The organism is Mucispirillum schaedleri ASF457, assembly GCF_000487995.2.
Taxonomy (GTDB): domain Bacteria; phylum Chrysiogenota; class Deferribacteres; order Deferribacterales; family Mucispirillaceae; genus Mucispirillum; species Mucispirillum schaedleri.
The window spans coordinates 2060753-2082215 of sequence record NZ_CP097562.1 but is presented as its reverse complement, the minus strand read 5'-3'; the positions used below and the strand labels follow the sequence as shown (position 1 = coordinate 2082215).

Below are 21463 nucleotides of genomic sequence, written 5' to 3'. Positions count from 1 at the left end.
GCAATATATATAATTTAGATTTTTCGCCCATAAATCAGGCTCAAAATTACTGCTGCATAAAATTTTTAGATAAATCCATATTATTATTTGCAAGCATCATAATAATAATAGGAAAAATAACCATTAAATAATAAGTATATCTAAAATAAATTATAGGACCTAACAATAATGTAGCTGCATAGCATAAGGGGATAAGTAGTATAAAAGCATTCTTATATACTTTTTTATATATAAAATAAATAAATGCAAAAACCAGAATATAAAATAATATACTTTGATTAACTAAAATAAATGCTGACATTGAATTATTTTGTTTTACAAAACTCTGTGTTTTTGACAAATAAGAACTTAGTAACTTATTTTTATGTTTATAATAATCTGATTTGCTGGCATTTATAAATTTATTATTTGGAATTACTATATGCAGTCCTTCAAACCATAAACTATTATTAAAAGGATATAAAAATGCACTTGACATAATTAAAAATGAATTTAAATAGCTGGCAGTATATTTTAAACCAAGCTACATATAACCTGTTATAAATTCTTTTGTCTTAAAAAAGTGTGAATTTGTGTAGTTTTTTACATTATCAGCTCTTTTTGGCAGATAATTATTCAAATCATTTTTATTTTTTACAATTTTTTCAATAAATTTAATTTCATCTGCATTTAATGTATCTTTATGATATTTATAAACTCTTGCAAGCTGTTGTATAGGCATAGACATACTTTCTCTAAATTCACCTTTATTTGCACCTGTTATTTTAATAATTGCAGTATTTAAAAGTATATATCCAATAAAAATACCTGCAAATGATACAAATATATATTTTCTATACCTTTTTGCAAACAGTAACATAATTGGCATAACAATAATAAATCCATAAATAACATTATTCCTTGAAAGGCATAGTATAATTCCTATAATAATAAGCTGTATAAAATATTTTTTCTGCCCTTTTAGCTCTATATTTTCAACTAATTCTATTATTTTAACAATAAATAATATTAAAAAAAATATAAATAATATTCCTTTTTCAACTATAATGGATATTACAGGATTAACAGGATATAATGCAGCAAATAATATTAAAAATACAACTGTCATTTTATTTACATTATATATCTTATTTAATTTATTTATCATATAAGCATAAATAAAAGATAACGGTATCATTTGAAAAATAATTATAAATAAAGCTATACTTAATATACCGTTATTTGATATTTTATAATATATGTATATAAAATACATATATAATGTAGTTAGTATAGGATGATGAGTATTAAATCTGCCTGTAAATAACTGAGATATTTGCGAACCTGCATCCCAATATAAATATCCGGGATACAGTAAAATAAAATACGGCAGCCAGCAAATAAAAATAAAAAGCCATATTTTATATATAGAATTAAACATTTTTGGCATTTCTGTATATGAACTATTTTGGTTTATATAATTATTATACATTTTTGGGATTTGAATATAGATAAAAAATATGCAGCTTGAAAATAAAAACCATATAGCTGGAATATATATCATTGAGTTTGTAAAGTCATTAAGTGTAAAATCTAACACTTCAGCATACCTTTCACCTTTTACAGCTCCTTCATAATATGCTCCAAGCACTGCAGCAAATGCAAAATATAAACCCACTATTAAAGATATTATAAGTAATCTTCTATCTATTCCATTTTTTAATAAATTTACTGCATAATTAATCAATAAATAAACTGCTGCAATAATAAATATGAATGTCATATTCATATAAAATTCTGATTCTATATGCTTTAAACGATAAAAATATTTTAATGAATACAATGTATATATTGTTAATATTATTTTTAAAATTAATAAATTATTTGCTTTAAAAAACATTTTCATTAAATTCTGCCCCTGTTTTTAAATGTCCACAGTTTTTGACCTGCAAAGTTCAGCAATGTAAAAATAATTTGAGCAAATAATATTGCTGTCTGCTCTATAATACTTACTGATAAATCAAAATTTAATGCAGTAAAAATATATAAAAATAATTTATGAGATAGTGTAAATGATACAATATAACTTAATAATATAATTGTAAAAAATTTCACCATTGATGAAAATATTTTACAATTTGATGAAAATGTAATCCTTCTATTTAAGAAAAACCCCAGCACTGCTGCACTAAATGTGCCTGTAAATGAAGATATATAATACCCTGAATGCAGCAAATTATACATTGAATAAGTTAATATCATTGCAAAAAGGGTATTAAAAAAACCTATTAAAAGAAAAATCATAAATTCTTTATTCATAAAGAAATAAATAATATTACTTATAAAATTCATTATTTATTTCCTTTTTTTAATGTATTAACCATATTTAAAAATATTTCAAACTGCTGCCTTCCATTCTTTCGCACACTGTCTAGTATTAATGATGCACTAAATGATAGTGCACTTACTACAAATAATGCTGTTGATACTATTAATGATGGAAATTTTGGTACAATACCTGTTTTGGTATAATCTATAAATACTGGAATAAAAAATACAACTGACAATATTAAAAATAACAAAGCAAATAATGAAAAAAATTGAAATGGTTTATATAAGCGATATAAATTAAATATCATCATAATTACTTTAAAACCATCTTTATATGTATTTAATTTTGACTGGCTGCCCTCTGGTCTATCTCTATATTGGATAGGTATTGATTTTATAGAAAAGTTTTTATCAAGTGCATGAATGGTCATTTCTGTTTCTATTTCAAAGCCTTGCGATAATACTGGAAATGTTTTTACAAATTCATAACTGAACCCTCTGTATCCAGTCATTATATCCTTAATATTACTTTTAAAAAATTTATTTATAAGATTTTTTACAAGCACATTACCAGAATTATGAAACAGACGCTTATTTTCTGTAAAATATGTAGAAGATAATCTATCTCCTATTACTAAATCCCCCCCCCCCGTTTTCAGTAACTGCAAATACTAATTCTGGAGCAGCTTCTGCCGGATATGTATCATCACCATCTACTAAAATATAACATTCTGCATCTATATCACGAAACATACTTCTCATCACATTGCCTTTACCCTGCTTTCTTTCATACCTTACAATAGCTCCATGTTCTTTTGCTATATCTGCAGTTTTATCTGTAGAATTATTATCATAAACATAAATAACTGCTTCAGGTAAATGTGTTTTAAAATCTTTTACAACTTTACCAATAGTCAATTCTTCATTATAACAAGGAATTAAAACTGCAACCTTATCCATAAGAGACCTCCATTTATTAATATAAAATTATTGATACAATATTGCATATATCTTTTTCTATTGCAATAAATTTACTATTTTTAATTTATTTTAAAATTAACTGCCAAGTTTTTTTACTTTTGATGATGCCTGTTTTTTCATATTTTCAGGTGATGAGCTGTTATTGATAATATATTTATACATTTCCACAGCATCACTGTTTTTACCCTGCTCTTCAAAACAAAGAGCAGCATAATAAGCTGAACTTACATCAGCAGGATTTACAGCCATTGCATCTTTATAAAATTGGACAGCAGCATCATACTGACCCTGTGATTGTGAATAGTAACCATTGGCAAATAAAATATATGATGATTTTTCTAATGTGTTTGCATACTGCAATAATTTACTGCTTTCAAGAAAATATTTAGAATTAACCATACGGACAGCCAGTGAGCTGATTAATTTAGCATCTGTCATTCCGTTTCTCACTACCACTTGAAATGCCATATTAGGATTTTTTAACTCTAAATACATATTTGCAATATTTGCTGATAATACATCATTTTTATTCAAAGCAAGAGCATTTGTATAATATTCTATAGCTCTTTCATACTGACCTTCATTTTTAGCTTTATTACCTGTTGTTACATACTGGTTATATAATGAAATTGTGCTTGCTGAAACTGTGCCTGACGGGTCTTTTGTTTTAATAGCTTTCACTTCTGCTATTTCTATTTTATCTGCATAATCTTTTATACTGCTTTTATTAAGCGATGAATTTTGATTATTAACTGCATAATTTTCTTGAATTGCCTGAGCATTTTTTTCAGCTCGTGCTTTTTCTTCATCTACCTGTTTTTGGGTGTATTCATTAGCTTTTTTAATATTTTCCTGACTGATTTCTGCAAAATTTACTTTACTTCCATTTTCAGCTTTATCATTAGATGAAATATTTTGTTTTTCTGCTGCAGGTTTATTATTTTGTTTAGTATTAACAGCAGGTGATAAATTACTTTGTGCAGGCTTTTCAGTAATCTCATTATTTACTGGTGCAGACTGTGGTGTAACAATAAAAAGCTGATTTGCAGGAATAATATTAACAGGATCCTGTTTTACCTGTGTTTTAGTGTTTTCTTTTTTTACATTACTCTCTTGATGGCTGTCAGGCATAGATACCATTTGAGCTTGAGTCTGCCTGCCCTGCATATCATTAAAAGGCTGAGTATCTGTATTATTATTACCCTGCATATTTTGATCAGGAGCAGGTTTCTTATTTATATCAGCTGATACTGCTGTCTGCTTTTGCTGATTATTTTGGAGATCAGGATTATATGGCTTACCAAGAGATTTTACATTATTACTACTATTTACTGCCTGTGCAGACTGCTGATTATTTGAAACAATACCTGCATGTTTAATAAGTGTATTATCTTCTTTATTAAGAAAATAAATCAAAGCTGCCACAATAACTGCAAATAAAACAACACTTACAGTAACAAAACCTTTTAATGGAGCTTTGTTGCCATTAATATCTTTAATTTCTGCATTTTTGACAAATTCCTGATATTTTTTAGTATTAATAACAGCATTACGCAAAGCAGGAGGTGCCATCATTTTTTCATCATTTTCTTCACTGCCCTGCTCTTTTTTCATTTTATTAAGAGTATCTGTAATAAGACTCATTAATTTTCTCCACATACTAACTTAATCTTGGACTTACTAAAATTTTGTCATAAGTCATTCTGCACCTGATTTTAAAGGCAAATCTAAATTATTTATATTACATTAACACATAATATATTTAAATTATCTCATTTTTTAAATACTTCGCTTATAATTCAGGCTGAATATTAGACATAATTCAGCTTAAATGCTATTGCTGTATTCATTATTTTATTTCCATATAAGATTAATTATATGGATTAATCTAATTTTTTTGGGTAAGTCCATCTTTAATGTAATATATGCAATGCTTATAAATTGCAAGTATTTTATAAGAAAATACACTTATTTTTTACATGATATTAAAAAATGTAGAATACTTTATTTTAAACCGCAGATATGCTGCTCCATAAAAAAAGCCACCTGCATAAGCAAATGGCATAAATATATAAAATTTGATATTTTTATAATACTTCCTGCCCCACTGTATATCTTACAAGAGGAATAATAAAACATATAGGGCAATGATAAAGAATATCGTAAAAGCGGATACCTGCAAACAATTAGCGTTTTGAGTATTGGTCGCTTTTTCTTGCTTTTGGTTTCCCATATTTTTTTCTTTCAACCATACGAGAATCCCTTGTCATAAAGCCTGCTTTTTTCATTTCAGAACGAAATTCTGGGTTAAATTGTTCTAAAGCTCTTGCAAGACCATGACGAACTGCACCAGCCTGACCTGATTTACCACCACCTGCTACTGTAATATATAAATCAAATTTACCTTCTTGATTTAATAAAGCAAGTGGCTGTAAAACTATTTGACGAAGTGTCATACGCTCAAAGTATTCTTCAAGTGTTTTATTATTGATTTTAATATCACCTTTTCCCGGTTTGATAAAAACACGAGAAACTGATGTTTTTCTTCTACCTGTTCCGTAGTTATAGTTAGACATATTTAAACTCCTCCTACATATCTACTTTTACAGGCATTTGAGCTGCATGAGGATGCTCTGCACCTGCATAAATTTTTAATTTTTTTATCATTTTACGACCAAGAGTAGTTTTAGGAAGCATTCTTTCCACTGCAAGACGAAGAACTTCTTCTGGTTTTCTATCCATCATTTCAGCATAAGAGCGTTCTTTAATACCACCAAGATAGCCTGTGTGCCAGTAATATTTTTTATCTTTTGGTTTAAATTTACCTGTTGTAGCAATTTTTTCAGCATTAACAACAACAACAAAATCACCAGTATCTATAGATGGTGTATAGATAGGTTTGTTTTTTCCCATAAGGGTCATAGCAATTTTAGAAGCCAGTCTGCCTAATATAACATTTTCTGCATCATAAAGATACCATTTTTGTTCAAAGGAACCCGGCTTAGCCCATGTTGATTTCATAATTTATAAATCCTCATTCATTCGTTAGATTTTTTTAAATAAAATATTAAACATTGTCAAGAGAAAACATTAAATTTTCCCTTATTTTCCTAATACAATATTAGAAACCTTTTTTTCTTTCTCTAATGCGAGTAGCTTTACCGCGTAATGCACGGAGATAGAAAAGTTTAGCCCTGCGAACACGACCACTTCTTTTAAGCTCAATGCTGTCTATTCTTGGTGAATATAATGGGAAAGTTCTTTCTACACCAACATCACCAACAACTTTACGAACTGTAAAAGTGCTGCCTACTCCTCCTCTATGGATTTTGATAACAACGCCTTCATAAGGCTGAACACGCTCTTTGTTACCTTCTACGATGCGGAAGTTCACACGAACAGTATCGCCTGAGCGGAACGATGGCACAACTTTCGCCATATATTCTGACTCAACCGCCTCGATGATTTTGTTTTTCATTTTATTCCTCCTGAAATATCTTATATTTCTGTAATTCTATCAAGAAGTATTGCAACAGCACTGCGGACTGATAAATGGTTGAACTCTCCAACTCCCTCTATAGGTTCCACAATATAGTCTGCTGTTTCAAGCACTTCATCAGCAAAACCCCAGCCTGTTCCAAATATTAATAAAACTGGCTGCTGTTCAGCTTGCACACCTAACTGCCTTGCTGTAATTGTTGCCTTGTTTGCTTTGGCAGTTGTTGCCACAATTAATGGACGCTGTTTATGGCGTTTTTCAATATCAAGTAAGCTTTCAGAAAAACTTTCCTTTAGCTCAGTATGAGCAAAAGCCTCCATTCTATTAGGGTTATAGGTAGAGCCAAAACCATTCATCCAGTGTTTTATAACTCTTGATGCTATCTCCCTTTGAGCTTTAATTGGTGTTACTACATAATACTTTTCTACACTGTATGTTCTACAGCTGCGGGAAATATCGTGCAAGTCTAAATTTGTTACAGCTGTTGCAACTATATCCCCTTGTTTATCTCTCATTGGATAATGCATTAAAGCAACATTAAGTTTAAGTTTTTTACTTAAACCTCGTTTCTGCTCTGCACATATTTTTTTTCTGCTTTCTATATCTTGCAGAGAAATATCTAATAAATCTGGTCTGTTTCTTCGTGTAATCTCTAAAGCTTTATCCCTGCGCCATTTTAAAATTTCTGCATGGTTGCCCTGAGTAAGCACATCTGGCACCTTTAAGCCTTTATATTCAACTGGGCGTGTATAGTGTGGATACTCAAGCATCCCCGTAGTGAATGATTCATCATCTGCACTTGTTTCATCTCCAAGAACCCCCGGGACTAAACGGGCAATTGAATCTATTACAGTGATTGCAGCAAATTCACCACCGGTGAGTATAAAGTCACCAAGAGACAGCTCCATATCAACAACAAGCTGTCTAACACGCTCATCTACTCCTTCATATCTGCCGCAGATAAATGTTATATTATCATAATCTGTGGCAAATTTTTCAGCTGTCTTTTGATTAAACTTTACACCTCGTGGGTCTAAAAGCACCACAAAGGTATTTGATTTTTCTCTAAGAGCAGCTACGGCTTCACATATAGGCTCAGGCTTCATTACAAGACCTGCTCCACCGCCATATTGATAATCATCAGTAACTAAATGGCGGCCCTCTGCATAATCCCTTAAATTAACAGGATTAATACTGATAATTCCTTTTTCTAAAGCCTTTGATACAACACCTTGCTTGAATACAGCATCTATCATTTCAGGAAAAATAGTTATTACATTATAAGTCTTCATACACTAAACCCTGCTCTGATACAACTATATATTTACTTTCTGTATTTATTTCAAGCACATGGTCTTTATTATTAGATATAAGTGCAAACCTGCCGTCCTGCAATGCTATGCGGAATATATCCACAGAGCCTGATTCCATAACATCTATTAGTCTGCCAATTTCTTTTTTACTTGGCAAGACTACTGGCATATTTTCTATTTCAAACCAGTAAACTTCATCATCATTTGCTTTTGGCAGCATATCTTCTGTAATTGATACATTTAAGCCTTTAAGCTTTGCTGCATCTATTTCAGAATCAATTCCTTTAAGGCGGACAATCAAAAGATTATTATGCTCCCTTATATCTTCAATTTTCAAAGACCTTTTTAACTCGTTTTCATAAGTTAATAATAAAAATTCCATTTGGTCAAAAAGTTCAGGATGGCTTGTATTCGGCTTAATTTTAAGCTCTCCGTCAAGCCCGTATGTTCCTGCTATTCTGCCTATGGAAATAAACTTCATATAATACCTGCTGATAAGTATTACTCAACAATTTCTAAACCGTAGCGTTCGCCTTTACGGGCAGAAGCTGCTGCTAATATAGAACGGATAGATTTTGCTGTTCTTCCCTGTTTGCCAATAACTTTGCCTAAATCGCTTTCAGCAACATAGAGTTTTAATACTTTACCTTTTTCATTTTCCCCTTCTTCAATTTTAACCTGTTCAGGGAATTCTACTATTGATGTAACAATATAATTAACTAATTCTTTCATACTTATTTTCCAGCTTTTACTTTATTTTCTGCAAATTTTTTAATAATGCCTAATTTGCTCATAAGGCTTTTAGCTGTATCAGTTGGGATTGCACCTACTGATAACCATTTTAATGCTTTTTCTTCATCAATTTTGAGTTCAGTCTCATTTGGTAACGGGTTATATGTTCCAATAATTTCAATAAAAGCACCATCCCGTCTTGTTCTTGAATCTGCAACTACTATACGGTAAAAAGGGCGTTTTTTACGACCCATACGCATCAGTCTAATTTTTGTTGCCACTTATGCCTCCTAATTTATATAGACTTAGTCTATTTTTATTTATTTTTATTCTATAATTTCTTTAAAACTTCATACCTTTCATTAATTTTGCCAAATCTTTCATATTCATATCTGGTGTTTTGCCGCCAACTTTGCGGCTTACTTTTTTCATCATTTTATTCATATTAGTAAGCTGGTCAATTAATTTATTTACTTCATTAACAGAAACACCAGCACCGCGGGCAATACGCTTTTTACGGCTGCCATTTAAAGCATCCTGTCTTGTGCGTTCCCTTTTTGTCATACTGTATATAATAGCCTGTGTGCGTTTGATACGGCTTTCATCAATATCTGCACTATTGATTTTTGGAAGACCGGGTATCATTTTTAATATGCTTTCAAGGGAGCCCATTTTATTCATCATAGAAAACTGCTTTAATATATCGTTATAGTCAAGACCTGTTTTTATCTTGCCTGCCATCATTTCAGCTTCTTCTACATCAATAACTTCCTGAGCTCGCTCAACAAGAGAGACAATATCTCCCATACCTAAAATACGAGAAGCCATTCTGTCTGGGTGGAAAAGCTCAAATTCGTCTGGCTTTTCACCTGTGCCTATAAACATTAACGGCTTGCTTGTTGCATATCTGATAGAAAGAGCAGCTCCGCCCCTTGCATCACCATCTGTTTTTGTTAAAATAACACCAGTAATTTCAAGACGATTATTAAACTCTGTTGCAGCATTAACTGCATCCTGACCTGTCATAGCATCTGCAACAAAGAATGTATAATGTGGTGAAACTGCTTTTTTAACATTTTCAACTTCCTGCATAAGCTCTTCATCAATATGCAGCCTGCCTGCAGTATCTACTATTACAATATCTTTTGCAGCTTTTTTTGCATACTCTAAGCCGTCACGGACAATTTTTACTGCATCTTTTGATGATTTATCTGAATATACATCTATATTTAAATTTTTACCTAATACTTCCAGCTGGTCAATAGCTGCAGGTCTGTAAATATCTGCTGCAATTAATAATACATTTTTACCATCTTTGGCAAAATATCTGCCAAGTTTGCCTGCACTTGTAGTTTTACCAGAACCTTGTAAACCTGAAAGCATTATTATTGTAGGTGGTATAGACTGTAATGGAAGTGATGGCTCATAATCTTTGCCACCAAGGATTTCCACAAGATTATCATGGACAATTTTGATAAACTGCTGAGCTGGAGATACACTTTTAATAACAGATTCACCAAGAGCAGCTTCCTGCACTCCTGATATAAATGATTTCACAACTTTATAGTTAACATCCGCTTCCAGTAAAGCCATGCGAACCTGTTTAACAGCTTCTGCAATATTCGCTTCTGAAATGCGAGCTTCCCCTTTTAAACGTTTGAAAACGCCAGAAAGCTTTTCATTTAAATCCGCAAACAAGTTTCAATCTCCTGCGTCCTATTCTTTTGTATGAAAATATCCCTAAAATAATCAGGGATACTTCTTATATATAACTTTAATTGATTTGTCAAGAGAAAAAATAAATTTTGTAATTTTAGATTCTTAACTAACAGGACAAATGTTACACTTTTAGTAAAAAATAAATCTTAACTTAATATAAATCAAGCAATAATTTATTTTCAATAACAATCTCATATGGAGATTTAAAATTTAAGCATGTTTTAGCAGTATTATTATATCTATCTTCATGCTGTATGCTGTTATTTCTCTGTTATACAAGTCCATTATTGCTGATAAATACACCTTTTCATTATTAATTTTTATCTCTGCCACATCTGTTACCCATTTTAAACATGGTCTCTCACTTGTAAAGGCTCTGTTTAATTTATTGCTGCATATATGACTTACTCTGCCTTGTTTATACCTTTTCTTAACCCTGATTAGTGATGAAATATTTAATTCATTCATTAATTTTGCTACTGTCTTCTTATCATAAGTATAACCCAGTTTCTCTAATACCTTTGTTATTCTTGGATAACCATAAGTCTTGTTAGACTTTTCATATATTTCTAATATAGATGCCTTGACTTCTGCATATTTATCTAATGCAGCAGGCTTTTTAACATTATAATAGTAAGTGCTTCTTTTCATATTACTCACAGACAACAGGATATCCAAACTGTAATACAGCTCTTTTTCAAGCTCTGCTATTCTTGCTTTCCTTGATTATTAATATCTTTTACAAAGTGAAGATGTTTATTATTCGGACTCTTATATGACATATTATCTCCATTATAATTACAGCAGAAATTATGCCAATCATATATTACTGATGATGATGGTATATTAAAATGTATTGATGTCTGCTCATAATTTAAATTATTTGATGCCTTATAAGTTAACACATTTAATTTAAAATCTCTACTATATTCATTGCGGGTAAAGATATGATGTAAACTTGATTCGCCTGAATGCTTATATCTGTTATAGATATTACATATTACTCCTTTATGAATTTTACAGCGTCTTGATAATTCACTGGCACTCATTATTCCATTTTCTAGGACTGTTACTAGATATTTCTTAAACTCATAACTGTATTTTCTTGCCATATACACTTCTTATATGGCTCGTCCAACTTTTTTGGGTAAGTTCAAAAAAGACAGATAGTTTAAATATATTATTCACTGCTGTAATATATAATTATGTTATAATAATTACTATAAAAAAGAAAGCTGTGAAATATATAATCCCACAGCTTAAAATCTTTTGTCAAAATAAAATTTTAATGCAAAAAAAGTAATATATTCAACTAATCTGCTGAACTTACTATTTTAACATTTTGAGCCTGCAAGCCTTTATCGCCTTCTATTGCTTCAAACTTTACATTGTCTCCTTGTTTTAATGTTTTGTAACCATCGCTTTGAATAGCAGAAAAATGGACAAATACATCTGCACCATTTTCATCAGTTAAAAAACCATAACCTTTTGAGTTATTAAACCACTTAACTACACCACTTTGACTCATTATACAAACCCCTAAAAAATTTACATTCAAGCATAAACACTCATTATATATAAATACACAATTTATATATCAATGTCAAGTTTTTAATATTGTTTTTACTAAAAAAAGATAATCTAATCATAAAGCATAGAAAGATACTGACAAATTCATGATAATTCTGTATAACTTATTCAAAAATTATAAGGATAATCAGTTTATGATATATAATAATATTGTAAAAGCAGTTTTTAAAAACAGACCTAACAGGTTTATTGCTGAATGCAGTATTGATAATAAAAATATTATTGTTCATGTGAAAAATACAGGCAGATGCAGAGAGCTTTTAATAAAAGATACAGAAGTTTATTTAGAATATTTTTCAGAAAGCAGCAGAAAAACTAAATATGACCTTATAACAGTTAATAAAAATGGCAGATTAATTAATATGGATTCATCTGCACCAAATAAAGCAGTATATGAAGCCCTGCATAATGGTAAAAATATATTAAACATTGATGAGCCATTAACATTTATAAAAATGGAGCAGAAATATAAAACATCCCGCTTTGATATATATGCAGAAACAGCAGATAATAAAATATTTATAGAAATTAAAGGTGTAACATTAGAAGAAAATAATATAGTAATGTTTCCAGATGCACCAACAAAAAGGGGTGTAAAGCATATTATGGAGCTTATAGATGCAAAAGAAAATGGGTTTGATACATATATTATATTTGTAATACAAATGCAAAACCCAGAATATTTTACACCAAACTATAAAACTCATGAAGAATTTGGAAAGGCTTTGCAGTATGCAAAATCAAAAGGCATAAAAATACTAGCATACGACTGTATTGTTACAGAAAACTCCATAAATTTAAATAATCAGATAAATATTAAACTTTAATCCCACCAGTTACTTTTTAAGTCTGATTTATTAGGGCATGATGTAGTTGAAATACTTGAATATACTGTTTCTACAATAGTTTTCATATTTTCTAATGTTCTTTTTCCTATTGTAGAGTTATTCCATTCATCAAGCCCTGCATATCTAAAAGTGCCTGCTTTTTTAATCACTCTGTTTATATCTACACGGACAACCCTGTCTGACTGGATAAAATAACCAACAGAGCCTTTTAAATATATGCCGTCCTTTTTATCATCAATGACTATAACTGCTGATTTATCTGGATTATCAGTGCCTGCTATTTCAAAAAGTTTAGATGGGTTATCATAAAGAGACGGCAGACTTTCTAAGCTGAATGAACCTTGTAAAGCATACATTTTGATAACATTGATTTCATAACCGGGCATTACAAGATTATACAATAAGGCAATATTATTATCTTCTTTTACAGTGCTCATATCTATATATCTGATTTGGTCAGAAAAATCTATTTTCATACATGGGTAGTTAAAATCTTCCAAAGTATAAGCATTTACAACAGGCTTTACTGCCTTATTAGCACAGGAAGAAAACATAAATGATACAAGCAAAATAACTATTAATATATATACTTTTTTCATATAACACTCCACTATTTAGTAATACTTAAAGACTAGCAAAAACTATGCCTTTTATATACTATACTGATTAATAGATTATTACAAGAAATTTCACTTTATATTTTTTTATTTTTACCGATAAAAAATTAATGAAAACATATAAATTTATTTCCGCAGTTACATTTTGTCTGTTTTTTATTTTTTTTACACAAAATTTGACTTATTCACAGTCTTTATCTGTATTTGATACTGTAAATCTGCTGAATTCATATATATGTAAAAACTGTTCATGTGATAATTCTGGAAACTGTTCCTGCGATAACTGCATATATGATAATACAACTTTAACAGAACTTTTAAGCGGAAAAGACTGTAAATGCACTTCATGCTCTAATACAAAAAATAATACAAATAACAGCATAACAGGTAATAAAGATACAAACCTTGATAACCTGCTTGATATGACATGCAAAAACTGCACATGTGATAATGAAACAGTCAGGTATCTAAAAGAAATGTTTATGAATGCTACAGACTTCAGTGTATGCAAAAATAAATGGGATTTAGTAAAATTTCCAAAAGGCACTAATCTGGAAAAATGTGTAAGAGAATTTACAGGTTTTAAAAGATGGCCTGTATCATGTGCTGAAGCTGAAGCAGTAACTATGATTAAATGCAAAGACCCTAATATTACAAGCCTTGAAGGCTTGCAGCAGTTTGTTAATCTAAAACTTATAGATATGGGGGACCAAGGAACAAAAATAGATGATGTTATGCCACTGCGTAATTTAAAACGGCTGCAGCGTCTTGAAATACCTAACTCTGAAATAAAAAATATAGAATATCTTACAAGACTGCCTATGCTTAACACTTTAAATTTAAGCGGCAATCATATTACAGATTTAAAATTTTTTCCTTATATGTATCCACTTTATCAGCTTGTTTTAAATTATCAGGGACCTGATTATATTACGGATATTACACCGCTAAAATTTATGCCTTTAAGTTTGCAGCAATTATCTCTGCAGGGAAATAGAATTTCAGATATTACAGCCCTGTCATCATTAAAAGGATTAAAATATTTATCAATTAGAGATAACAGAATAACCAGCATAGAAGCTCTTGATAATATGACAATGCTTTCTGGTATTGATATGTCTATTAATGCCATAACAGATATTAAACCATTTGAAAAAAACTATGCACTACACACAATTATTGCAGACCATAATAAAATATCATCATTAGAGCCTTTAAAAGATTTAAATAAACTTGGTGAAGTATCATTTAAACATAACTATATTTCAGATATTGCACCAATAGCAGATAAAAGAGATTTAAAAAGTATGATATTTGATTTTAACAGTATTACAGATGTAACACCTATAAAAGATATAAAAATAAATACATATATATTATCTCTGCGGTTTACATACAACTGTATTCCAGAATCAAATTACAGGCAGATAAGATATTTATATAATATTCAAGATGTGCATTTTGAAAACCAGTGCGAAAATTATCCGCCAGATAATGTTTTTATAGATATGGAAAACATTGTAAATGTAGATATGATAACTGGAGAAGTGTGGGAAAATCCACTTGATAATAATACAGATGGTGAAGCGAAAGAAAAAGATATTATTATGGGGACAGGCTGCTCTATCATAAAAGGCAAATCAACAGGCGGAGATATTGTGATTATACTTGCTTTTATATTTTTATTATATAAAATAGCAGGATTTAAAAGCAGGAAAAAAAGATTATGATAATAATAGTTAATGTTTCAGAAGAATATTATGAAAAAATAAAAGAAAAAAGTGTTTTTGGAAAAGAATTATTAGTAGAAACTGATTTTATACATGCAAGCACTGTGGAGCAGTTTCCACTTATTATACCACGCCTTGAAAAAAACAGCCTGAATTTTATGGTGCTTTTTATAGATACTGATAAATTATTATCTAATATTCAATGGGAATATTCTAAATCATTAAATCAAGATTTTCCACATATATATGGCGAAATTAATAAAGATGCAGTAGTTAAGGCTGTAAAGCTATCAGACTATAAAAAATAAACAAGGGCAAAACTGAACTTATCAAAAAATATTAGACAAAGCTATATATGTTATTATAAGAGAATATAGACTTACACAAAAAACCTAGAATACAGCCATTGTGAGCCTGATTTTATAGGCGAAAAATCTAAATTATATATATTGCAGTAGTGTATAATCTACTTAAACTATCTGCTTTTTTAGATACTTCGCTATATTTCAAGCTCAGTATGACACAAAAGCAGGCTCAATATCACTTTATTTAATTTAAATGCTCTACTATATTCATTGCGGGTAAAGCTATGATGTAAACTTGATTCGCCTGAATGCTTATATCTGTTATAGATATTACATATCACTCCTTTATGGATTTTACAGCGTCTTGATAATTCACTGGCACTCATTATACCGCTTTCTAATATTGTTACTAGATATTTCTTAAACTCATAACTGTATTTTCTTGCCATATACATTCCTTATATGGCTAGTACAACTTTTTTTGGGTAAGTTCAAAAAAACAGATACTCTAAATACATTATACAATACTGCAATATATATAGTTTAGATTTTTCGCCTGTAAAAATCAGGCTCAAAATGACTTATAGTGTGAAAACCGTATGACTGTAATATAAAATTTTTGGATAAATCTAAAATTTTATTGATTATTACTGTATAAGATGTTATACAGCACAATATAAAATAGAGTAATAGAGATAGTTATGGAGCAGAAAAAATTGTATGTAAAATACAAGGATTTTGTAGATGGAATAAGACTGTTTGTTCCAATTGGTGCAGGCTATCTGCCATTAGGGTTTGCATGCGGTATAGTATGTGCAGAAGCAGGTATGAGTGTTATGCAGATATTTCTTATGTCGCTTCTTGTTTATGCTGGAGCAGGTCAGTATATTGCAGGTGGGATGATTGCAGCAGGTGCATCACCGTTATCTATTATTATTACAACATTTATAGTTAATTCCCGCCATATTTTATATACATCAGTTCTATATCCATACATATCTAAATGGAGCTTTTTAAAGCAGTCGCTTTTTGCAGCACAAATAACAGATGAAGTATTTGCCATGCATTCAAGCTTTATGAGCAGAAACAATGTTTCAACTGTTACGGCATTCACATTAAATATATTTTCCCATTCTTCATGGGTTATAAGCAACACTATTGGTGGAATATCAGCAAGCCTTATTCCTGACAGCTCAAAATTTGGTCTTGATTTTACACTGTATGCTTTATTTATTGCATTAATTCTTCCCCGTCTTGTGAATACTGCTCAATTTGCAGCACTGATTACTGGCGGGATAGCTGCAACAGCTTTTGCTCTTTTTGATATGGTCTATATTGGGGTTGTTGCAGGTGCAGTGGCTGGTGCATTTGCAGGATATTATACAGGAAGGATGATGAATTATGCTTAGCAATAATCCACTTGAATATGTTTATATGATTATTATAGGAATGGCAGCAGTAACATATTTTTCACGAGAACTGCCATTTGTGATATTAAAAGGTAAAAAGTTAAACTCATCTATTGTTGAATGGATGGGTTATGTTCCTATTGCTGTGCTGGCAGCACTTCTTATTCCTGCACTTTTAATAGATGGTGAAAGTAAAAAGTTATTTATTTCTTTAGATAATTTGTTTCTTGTAGCAGGGATATTTACATTTTTATTTGGTATTTTTATTAAAAATTTGTTTGCAGTTATTATTTTTGGCATATCACTGCTGGCTGTTATCAGGTATTTTTTTTAAAAAGCCTGCATCCCCTGTTTTTTAAATAAATAAAAACAGCATTAAGTTAGTTTGTATATATTTTTTGAAAATATTAATGAGTTCACTGCATATTTTACATATTTTTCTATGGTTTTAAACTTTTATTTTATTATTTTAATTTTACCAGTGAAAAGTATGGATATTCCAGTAATAAAAAGCCTATTGCATAATATATAAAAATATGTTATTAATCAAGAATAATTGAATGATAATGATTTTTAAAAGGTAGGTAAAATGGCTTTATTAGAAAGATATAGAAGAAGTGTTGCTTCAAAAGTTCTTATTCCTCAAATTGTGGTAATTATAGTGTCTCTTATAATAGTAGTTTTGGTTGCTGTTATTGGTATTGATGGATTAAAACAGCAGACTATAGAAAACGAAGTTCATCTTATTAAATCAAGGCTTACAACATTCATAGATATGAGAAAAACTGTTCTTTTAGTTGGAACTGCAAGTTTATCAAAAGATACTTTAATAGCTGATGCCATTGAAAATGGTGATAATGCGGCTCTTCAACAGTTAATTAATAATCAAAAAGATAATGTTATTAATGAAGTATTGAGAATGACTAATAAAGAAGCAAAGGGGACAACTACTAGAATACAGGTAATTAATAAAAATGGTGTAATAGTTGCTTCCACATCAGAGAAAAATGCAGATGGTGTAATATCTCAGGCAGTTGGTGAAAATGTATCTGACAGCTGGGCTTTTAGAAAAATATCAGCTAAAAGTGGCTTTGTATCTACTATTGACTATGACAAACAAGGTATAATTTTAAGAGCATTAGCCCCTATTGTGAAAAATGGCGAAATGATAGGTGCATTGCAAATGGTGGAAGATTTAAGAGATACAGTAGATAATTTTGTCAAGTCAAATGGCTTTATATATATGCTGAACCTTTCTCCAAAATTTAATTCTTATGCTAAAAATGTTAAAGGCAGCCTTTATTATAATGATGGATTAGTGATTAATAGTGATGATATAGACATTAAACTTTTAGATGTTATTAAGGCTTATGGACTTAATAAAGATACAGTTACTCTTTTAGCAGCAGACCACTTTTTTATGCCAGTAAATTTTAATATGTTTACTTCAACATCATCAGACAGATCTATAACCAGTGGCGATTATGTGGGAACATTATATCTGGCAACACCTGCAGAAAATATATTTGCTATTGTTAATAAAGCAAGCGGAGTTGCAATACAGCTGCTTTCAGTATTTATATTAGCATTTATTATATCTACAATCATTATTATGATGCTTTTTGCTGTAAATGTTATTAAACCAGTAAAACATTTAGCTGATGTGTTAAAAGATTTATCTGAAGGTGACGGTAACTTAAGAACTCGTTTAAATTTTACAAGTATAGATGAATTTGGCAGGTCAGCAGGATATGTTGATAAATTTATAGAAAAAATTCAACAGACAATAGTTGTTGCAATTGATGCTTCTACAGAAACATCTTCTGCTTCAGAAGAACTTTCTTCTACATCTTATGAGCTTTCAAGCACTATTTCAGAGCAAATGCAGCTTGTATCTAATACTGAAGACTTGATTTCAGATATTGGTAAAAATCTTGATGTTACAGAAGAAAAAGCAATAAGCACTACTGAAGATTTAGAAGAAACACGCAAAATATTTAACAGCTTTGTAGAAAGTTTAAATATACTTGTGGCAAGTGTTAATGAAGAGAATGAACAGCAAAAAATTGTGTCTGACAAAATGAATGAAGTTACTGACAGAGTAAGAGAGATTACTACTGTTTTAACTATTATTTCTGAAATTGCAGACCAAACAAACCTGCTTGCACTTAATGCATCTATTGAAGCAGCAAGAGCAGGTGAACATGGCAAAGGCTTTGCCGTTGTTGCAGATGAAGTAAGAAAACTTGCTGAAAGAACACAAGACTCTCTTGACAGCATTAATAAAATGGCAAAAATGGTTATCCAAAGTGTTGATGAAACATATAACCTTGTGGAAAAGTCATCTGATGGCATAAGAGAAGTTGCAAACAGTGCAGGCAAACTTATTGAAGAAGGTAATGAGGCAGTTATCCGCCTTACAAATTCTACTGAAGTATCAAGTGATGTTGTTAAGAAAACATCTTATATTGCAGTAAAAGTTAAAGATTTAATTGAGGGTGCTCATACACTTGTTGATTTGTCTTCAAATAACAAAGTTGCTAGTGAAAATGTAAGTCAGGTTTCTGAACACTTAGCATTTAAAGCTGGGGAACTTAATAAAGTATTAGGTAAATTCCAAGTATAATTCATAAAATAATTTTTTACAGCTGTGCTGATATTCTTTTCAGCACAGTCTTATTACTACCAATAATTTGGAACTGTCATGGATGAAAGTTTTTTAAAAAGCCTTAATGTATTATATGTAGAAGATGAAGTTGATATTATTCAGCTTGTTGAGAAAAGATTTGCACCAAAGTTTAATCAGTTTTTATCTGTAACTTCTGCAGAAGAAGCATTAGAAATATTTAAGCAAAATAGTAATTTTGATTTAATCTTGACAGACTATCTTTTGCCAGGACTTAATGGTATTGAGTTTGCTAGAAAAATACTGCAAATAAAATCAAAAGTGCCATTCATATTAATTACCGGCTATGTGGATATGCAGTTTCTTATTGAAGCAATTAATGTAGGTATTACTCAATTTGTATCTAAACCAATACAGTTTAAACTTCTTAGAAATGCTATAAATAATACTGTAGAATCTGTTGTATTAGAGCATCTGCTTAATAAAAGCAGAGAGAAGGAATTAGAGCTTTTAAAATATAAAGATATGTATAACACTATACAGCATGATGCAACATTAAGAAAAGAGCTGCATATTATGCGTAATGATATGTTTAAAAAGTATTTTCATGATGGGGATAATCCTGTTACTTATAACGGTTGGCAGGTAGAAGTTTTTTATAAAAGTTTGGATATTGTAAGCGGCGATACTTATACATGCAGAACTCTTGATAATGGCAATGTAGTTATATTTATTGCAGATGCTATGGGAAAAGGTGTTTCTGCTGCTATTACATCATTAGTATCTGTTTCGCTTACTAACTATATAATAAAGCAGCATGACAGCAATAAATGTATTTCTAGTGAAGAAGAAATCAGGTTTATTGCGGAGCAGTGTGTATCTTTTATGCGGGAAAATCTTGTAGAAGATGAAGTATTATGTGCAATATTTGCTTATTTTGATTTTAAAGAAAATAAACTTCAATATGCATCATTTTCAATGCCACGAATTCTTCTTCAAACAACAACAGGCAGCATAGAAAAATTACCATCTAATAACCTGCCAATTATGCCTTATGTTGTTGATATTGCTATTGATTCTGTTGATTTATCAAATGTTTCAAAAGTTGCATTATTTACAGACGGCATTGTAGAATCAGAAACAAAAGATGGTGTATTATACTCTGCTTACTTAAATGAAAATTTTTCACAGTCACCATTTCTTAAATCTTTTTTCAATAATGCTTATACTTATTTAGATGATTTTTATGATGATGTAACTTTATTTTTTATTAGACGACCATTTACAAATATAATAAAAGAAAAAGTTTATTATTTCCCTACAAAGTATGATAAACTTGATGAGGCATCAGAAACTATTCGTCAGGAAATGGTTGACTGCGGTATAGATGTAGATAGACATGATTCATTTTTTACAGCACTGTCTGAATGTATTATGAATGCTTATGAACATGGAAATCTTGCAATTACATTTGCTATTAAGCATGAATTAATAAAAAATGGCGATTATGAAGAAGAACTCTTGAAAAAAGAAAAAAATAATGATAAGATGATAACTATCAGGTATGTATATTGTAATGATAATGAAAGCAAATACATTATCGTAGGTATTCGTGATGAGGGTGCAGGATACCCAGAAACAGTATTCAAAAATGCTATTGGAGATACTACTAAATTTAATGGTCGTGGTATCAAGATAATAGACTATTATACAGATATTTTCTTTTTTTCTGAGGATAGAAGAGAAATATTTATAGGTATAAAAATTAAATAGAAAAATAAAAT

Annotated in this window: 23 protein-coding genes and 1 pseudogene; 7 read left to right on the top strand and 17 right to left on the bottom strand. The window is 30.1% G+C overall.

Annotation, left to right across the window (positions count from 1 at the left end; genetic code table 11):
• Positions 1–523: 523 nt before the first annotated feature.
• The 15 genes and pseudogenes from N508_RS09750 to N508_RS09675 all read right to left on the bottom strand — a co-directional run bounded on the left by N508_RS09750 (position 524) and on the right by N508_RS09675 (position 12082).
• Complete coding sequence (locus N508_RS09750; protein ID WP_023276889.1) at positions 524–1885, bottom strand: DUF6020 family protein; 1362 nt, start codon at positions 1883–1885, stop codon at positions 524–526.
• A complete protein-coding gene (locus N508_RS09745; RefSeq protein ID WP_023276888.1) occupies positions 1885–2331 on the bottom strand; it encodes a GtrA family protein in 447 nt (148 codons plus the stop codon). Before N508_RS09745 ends, N508_RS09750 begins: the two co-directional genes overlap by 1 nt.
• Positions 2331–3270 (bottom strand): annotated as a pseudogene (locus N508_RS09740) (glycosyltransferase family 2 protein). Before N508_RS09740 ends, N508_RS09745 begins: the two are co-directional and overlap by 1 nt.
• Before the next feature lie 96 nt (positions 3271–3366).
• Entirely contained in the window at positions 3367–4935 is a 1569-nt protein-coding gene (locus tag N508_RS09730) for a tetratricopeptide repeat protein (protein WP_023276885.1), read from the bottom strand.
• Between the two features lie 542 nt (positions 4936–5477).
• Positions 5478–5867 carry a 30S ribosomal protein S9 gene (gene rpsI, locus N508_RS09725; RefSeq protein ID WP_023276884.1) on the bottom strand — a complete coding sequence of 130 codons (390 nt, stop codon included), beginning with the start codon at positions 5865–5867 and terminating at the stop codon, positions 5478–5480.
• A gap of 13 nt (positions 5868–5880) precedes the next feature.
• A complete protein-coding gene (gene rplM, locus N508_RS09720) occupies positions 5881–6312 on the bottom strand; it encodes a 50S ribosomal protein L13 (protein WP_023276883.1) in 432 nt (143 codons plus the stop codon).
• Positions 6313–6412: 100 nt separating this feature from the next.
• Positions 6413–6769 (bottom strand): 50S ribosomal protein L19, encoded by a 357-nt coding sequence (gene rplS / locus N508_RS09715; protein ID WP_023276882.1) that lies wholly within the window; start codon positions 6767–6769, stop codon positions 6413–6415.
• A 20-nt stretch (positions 6770–6789) separates the two neighbouring features.
• Positions 6790–8082 (bottom strand): tRNA (guanosine(37)-N1)-methyltransferase TrmD, encoded by a 1293-nt coding sequence (gene trmD, locus N508_RS09710; RefSeq protein ID WP_023276881.1) that lies wholly within the window; start codon positions 8080–8082, stop codon positions 6790–6792.
• Entirely contained in the window at positions 8069–8584 is a 516-nt protein-coding gene (gene rimM, locus N508_RS09705; RefSeq protein WP_023276880.1) for a ribosome maturation factor RimM, read from the bottom strand. The genes trmD and rimM overlap by 14 nt, the downstream gene beginning before the upstream one ends.
• Positions 8585–8604: 20 nt before the next feature.
• Positions 8605–8835, bottom strand: a complete 231-nt coding sequence (locus N508_RS09700) for a KH domain-containing protein (RefSeq protein ID WP_023276879.1) — start codon at positions 8833–8835, stop codon at positions 8605–8607.
• A gap of 2 nt (positions 8836–8837) precedes the next feature.
• Positions 8838–9116 carry a 30S ribosomal protein S16 gene (gene rpsP, locus N508_RS09695; protein ID WP_023276878.1) on the bottom strand — a complete coding sequence of 93 codons (279 nt, stop codon included), beginning with the start codon at positions 9114–9116 and terminating at the stop codon, positions 8838–8840.
• A 61-nt stretch (positions 9117–9177) separates the two neighbouring features.
• Positions 9178–10533 carry a signal recognition particle protein gene (ffh, locus tag N508_RS09690; protein ID WP_023276877.1) on the bottom strand — a complete coding sequence of 452 codons (1356 nt, stop codon included), beginning with the start codon at positions 10531–10533 and terminating at the stop codon, positions 9178–9180.
• 231 nt (positions 10534–10764) lie between these two features.
• Entirely contained in the window at positions 10765–11205 is a 441-nt protein-coding gene (locus N508_RS09685) for an IS3 family transposase (protein ID WP_051350820.1), read from the bottom strand.
• A 56-nt stretch (positions 11206–11261) separates the two neighbouring features.
• Positions 11262–11666, bottom strand: coding sequence for a transposase (locus N508_RS09680; RefSeq protein WP_023276875.1), 405 nt, complete (start codon positions 11664–11666; stop codon positions 11262–11264).
• A 200-nt stretch (positions 11667–11866) separates the two neighbouring features.
• Entirely contained in the window at positions 11867–12082 is a 216-nt protein-coding gene (locus tag N508_RS09675) for a cold-shock protein (RefSeq protein ID WP_023276874.1), read from the bottom strand.
• Positions 12083–12278: 196 nt separating this feature from the next.
• Here N508_RS09675 and sfsA point away from each other — a divergent pair, with 196 nt between their 5' ends.
• Complete coding sequence (sfsA, locus tag N508_RS09670; RefSeq protein WP_023276873.1) at positions 12279–12971, top strand: DNA/RNA nuclease SfsA; 693 nt, start codon at positions 12279–12281, stop codon at positions 12969–12971.
• Here the strand turns inward: sfsA and N508_RS09665 are convergent.
• On the bottom strand, positions 12968–13591 hold the full coding sequence (locus N508_RS09665) for a hypothetical protein (protein WP_023276872.1): 624 nt from the start codon (positions 13589–13591) through the stop codon (positions 12968–12970). The two genes, sfsA and N508_RS09665, sit on opposite strands and share 4 nt — an antisense overlap.
• Before the next feature lie 194 nt (positions 13592–13785).
• Here N508_RS09665 and N508_RS09660 point away from each other — a divergent pair, with 194 nt between their 5' ends.
• Positions 13786–15339 carry a leucine-rich repeat domain-containing protein gene (locus N508_RS09660; RefSeq protein WP_196806270.1) on the top strand — a complete coding sequence of 518 codons (1554 nt, stop codon included), beginning with the start codon at positions 13786–13788 and terminating at the stop codon, positions 15337–15339.
• Complete coding sequence (locus N508_RS09655; RefSeq protein WP_023276870.1) at positions 15336–15647, top strand: DUF952 domain-containing protein; 312 nt, start codon at positions 15336–15338, stop codon at positions 15645–15647. The genes N508_RS09660 and N508_RS09655 overlap by 4 nt, the downstream gene beginning before the upstream one ends.
• Before the next feature lie 191 nt (positions 15648–15838).
• On the opposite strand, the gene N508_RS09650 is transcribed toward N508_RS09655, so the two are convergent.
• Entirely contained in the window at positions 15839–16093 is a 255-nt protein-coding gene (locus N508_RS09650) for a hypothetical protein (RefSeq protein ID WP_023276869.1), read from the bottom strand.
• Positions 16094–16345: 252 nt separating this feature from the next.
• On the opposite strand from N508_RS09650, the gene N508_RS09645 reads away from it, so the two are divergent.
• From N508_RS09645 to N508_RS09630, 4 genes are all read left to right on the top strand, one after another.
• A complete protein-coding gene (locus N508_RS09645; protein ID WP_023276868.1) occupies positions 16346–17053 on the top strand; it encodes an AzlC family ABC transporter permease in 708 nt (235 codons plus the stop codon).
• Positions 17046–17387 carry an AzlD domain-containing protein gene (locus N508_RS09640; RefSeq protein ID WP_023276867.1) on the top strand — a complete coding sequence of 114 codons (342 nt, stop codon included), beginning with the start codon at positions 17046–17048 and terminating at the stop codon, positions 17385–17387. Before N508_RS09645 ends, N508_RS09640 begins: the two co-directional genes overlap by 8 nt.
• A gap of 255 nt (positions 17388–17642) precedes the next feature.
• Positions 17643–19679, top strand: coding sequence for a methyl-accepting chemotaxis protein (locus tag N508_RS09635; protein WP_023276866.1), 2037 nt, complete (start codon positions 17643–17645; stop codon positions 19677–19679).
• A gap of 78 nt (positions 19680–19757) precedes the next feature.
• A complete protein-coding gene (locus tag N508_RS09630; RefSeq protein WP_023276865.1) occupies positions 19758–21452 on the top strand; it encodes a fused response regulator/phosphatase in 1695 nt (564 codons plus the stop codon).
• Positions 21453–21463 lie beyond the last annotated feature (11 nt).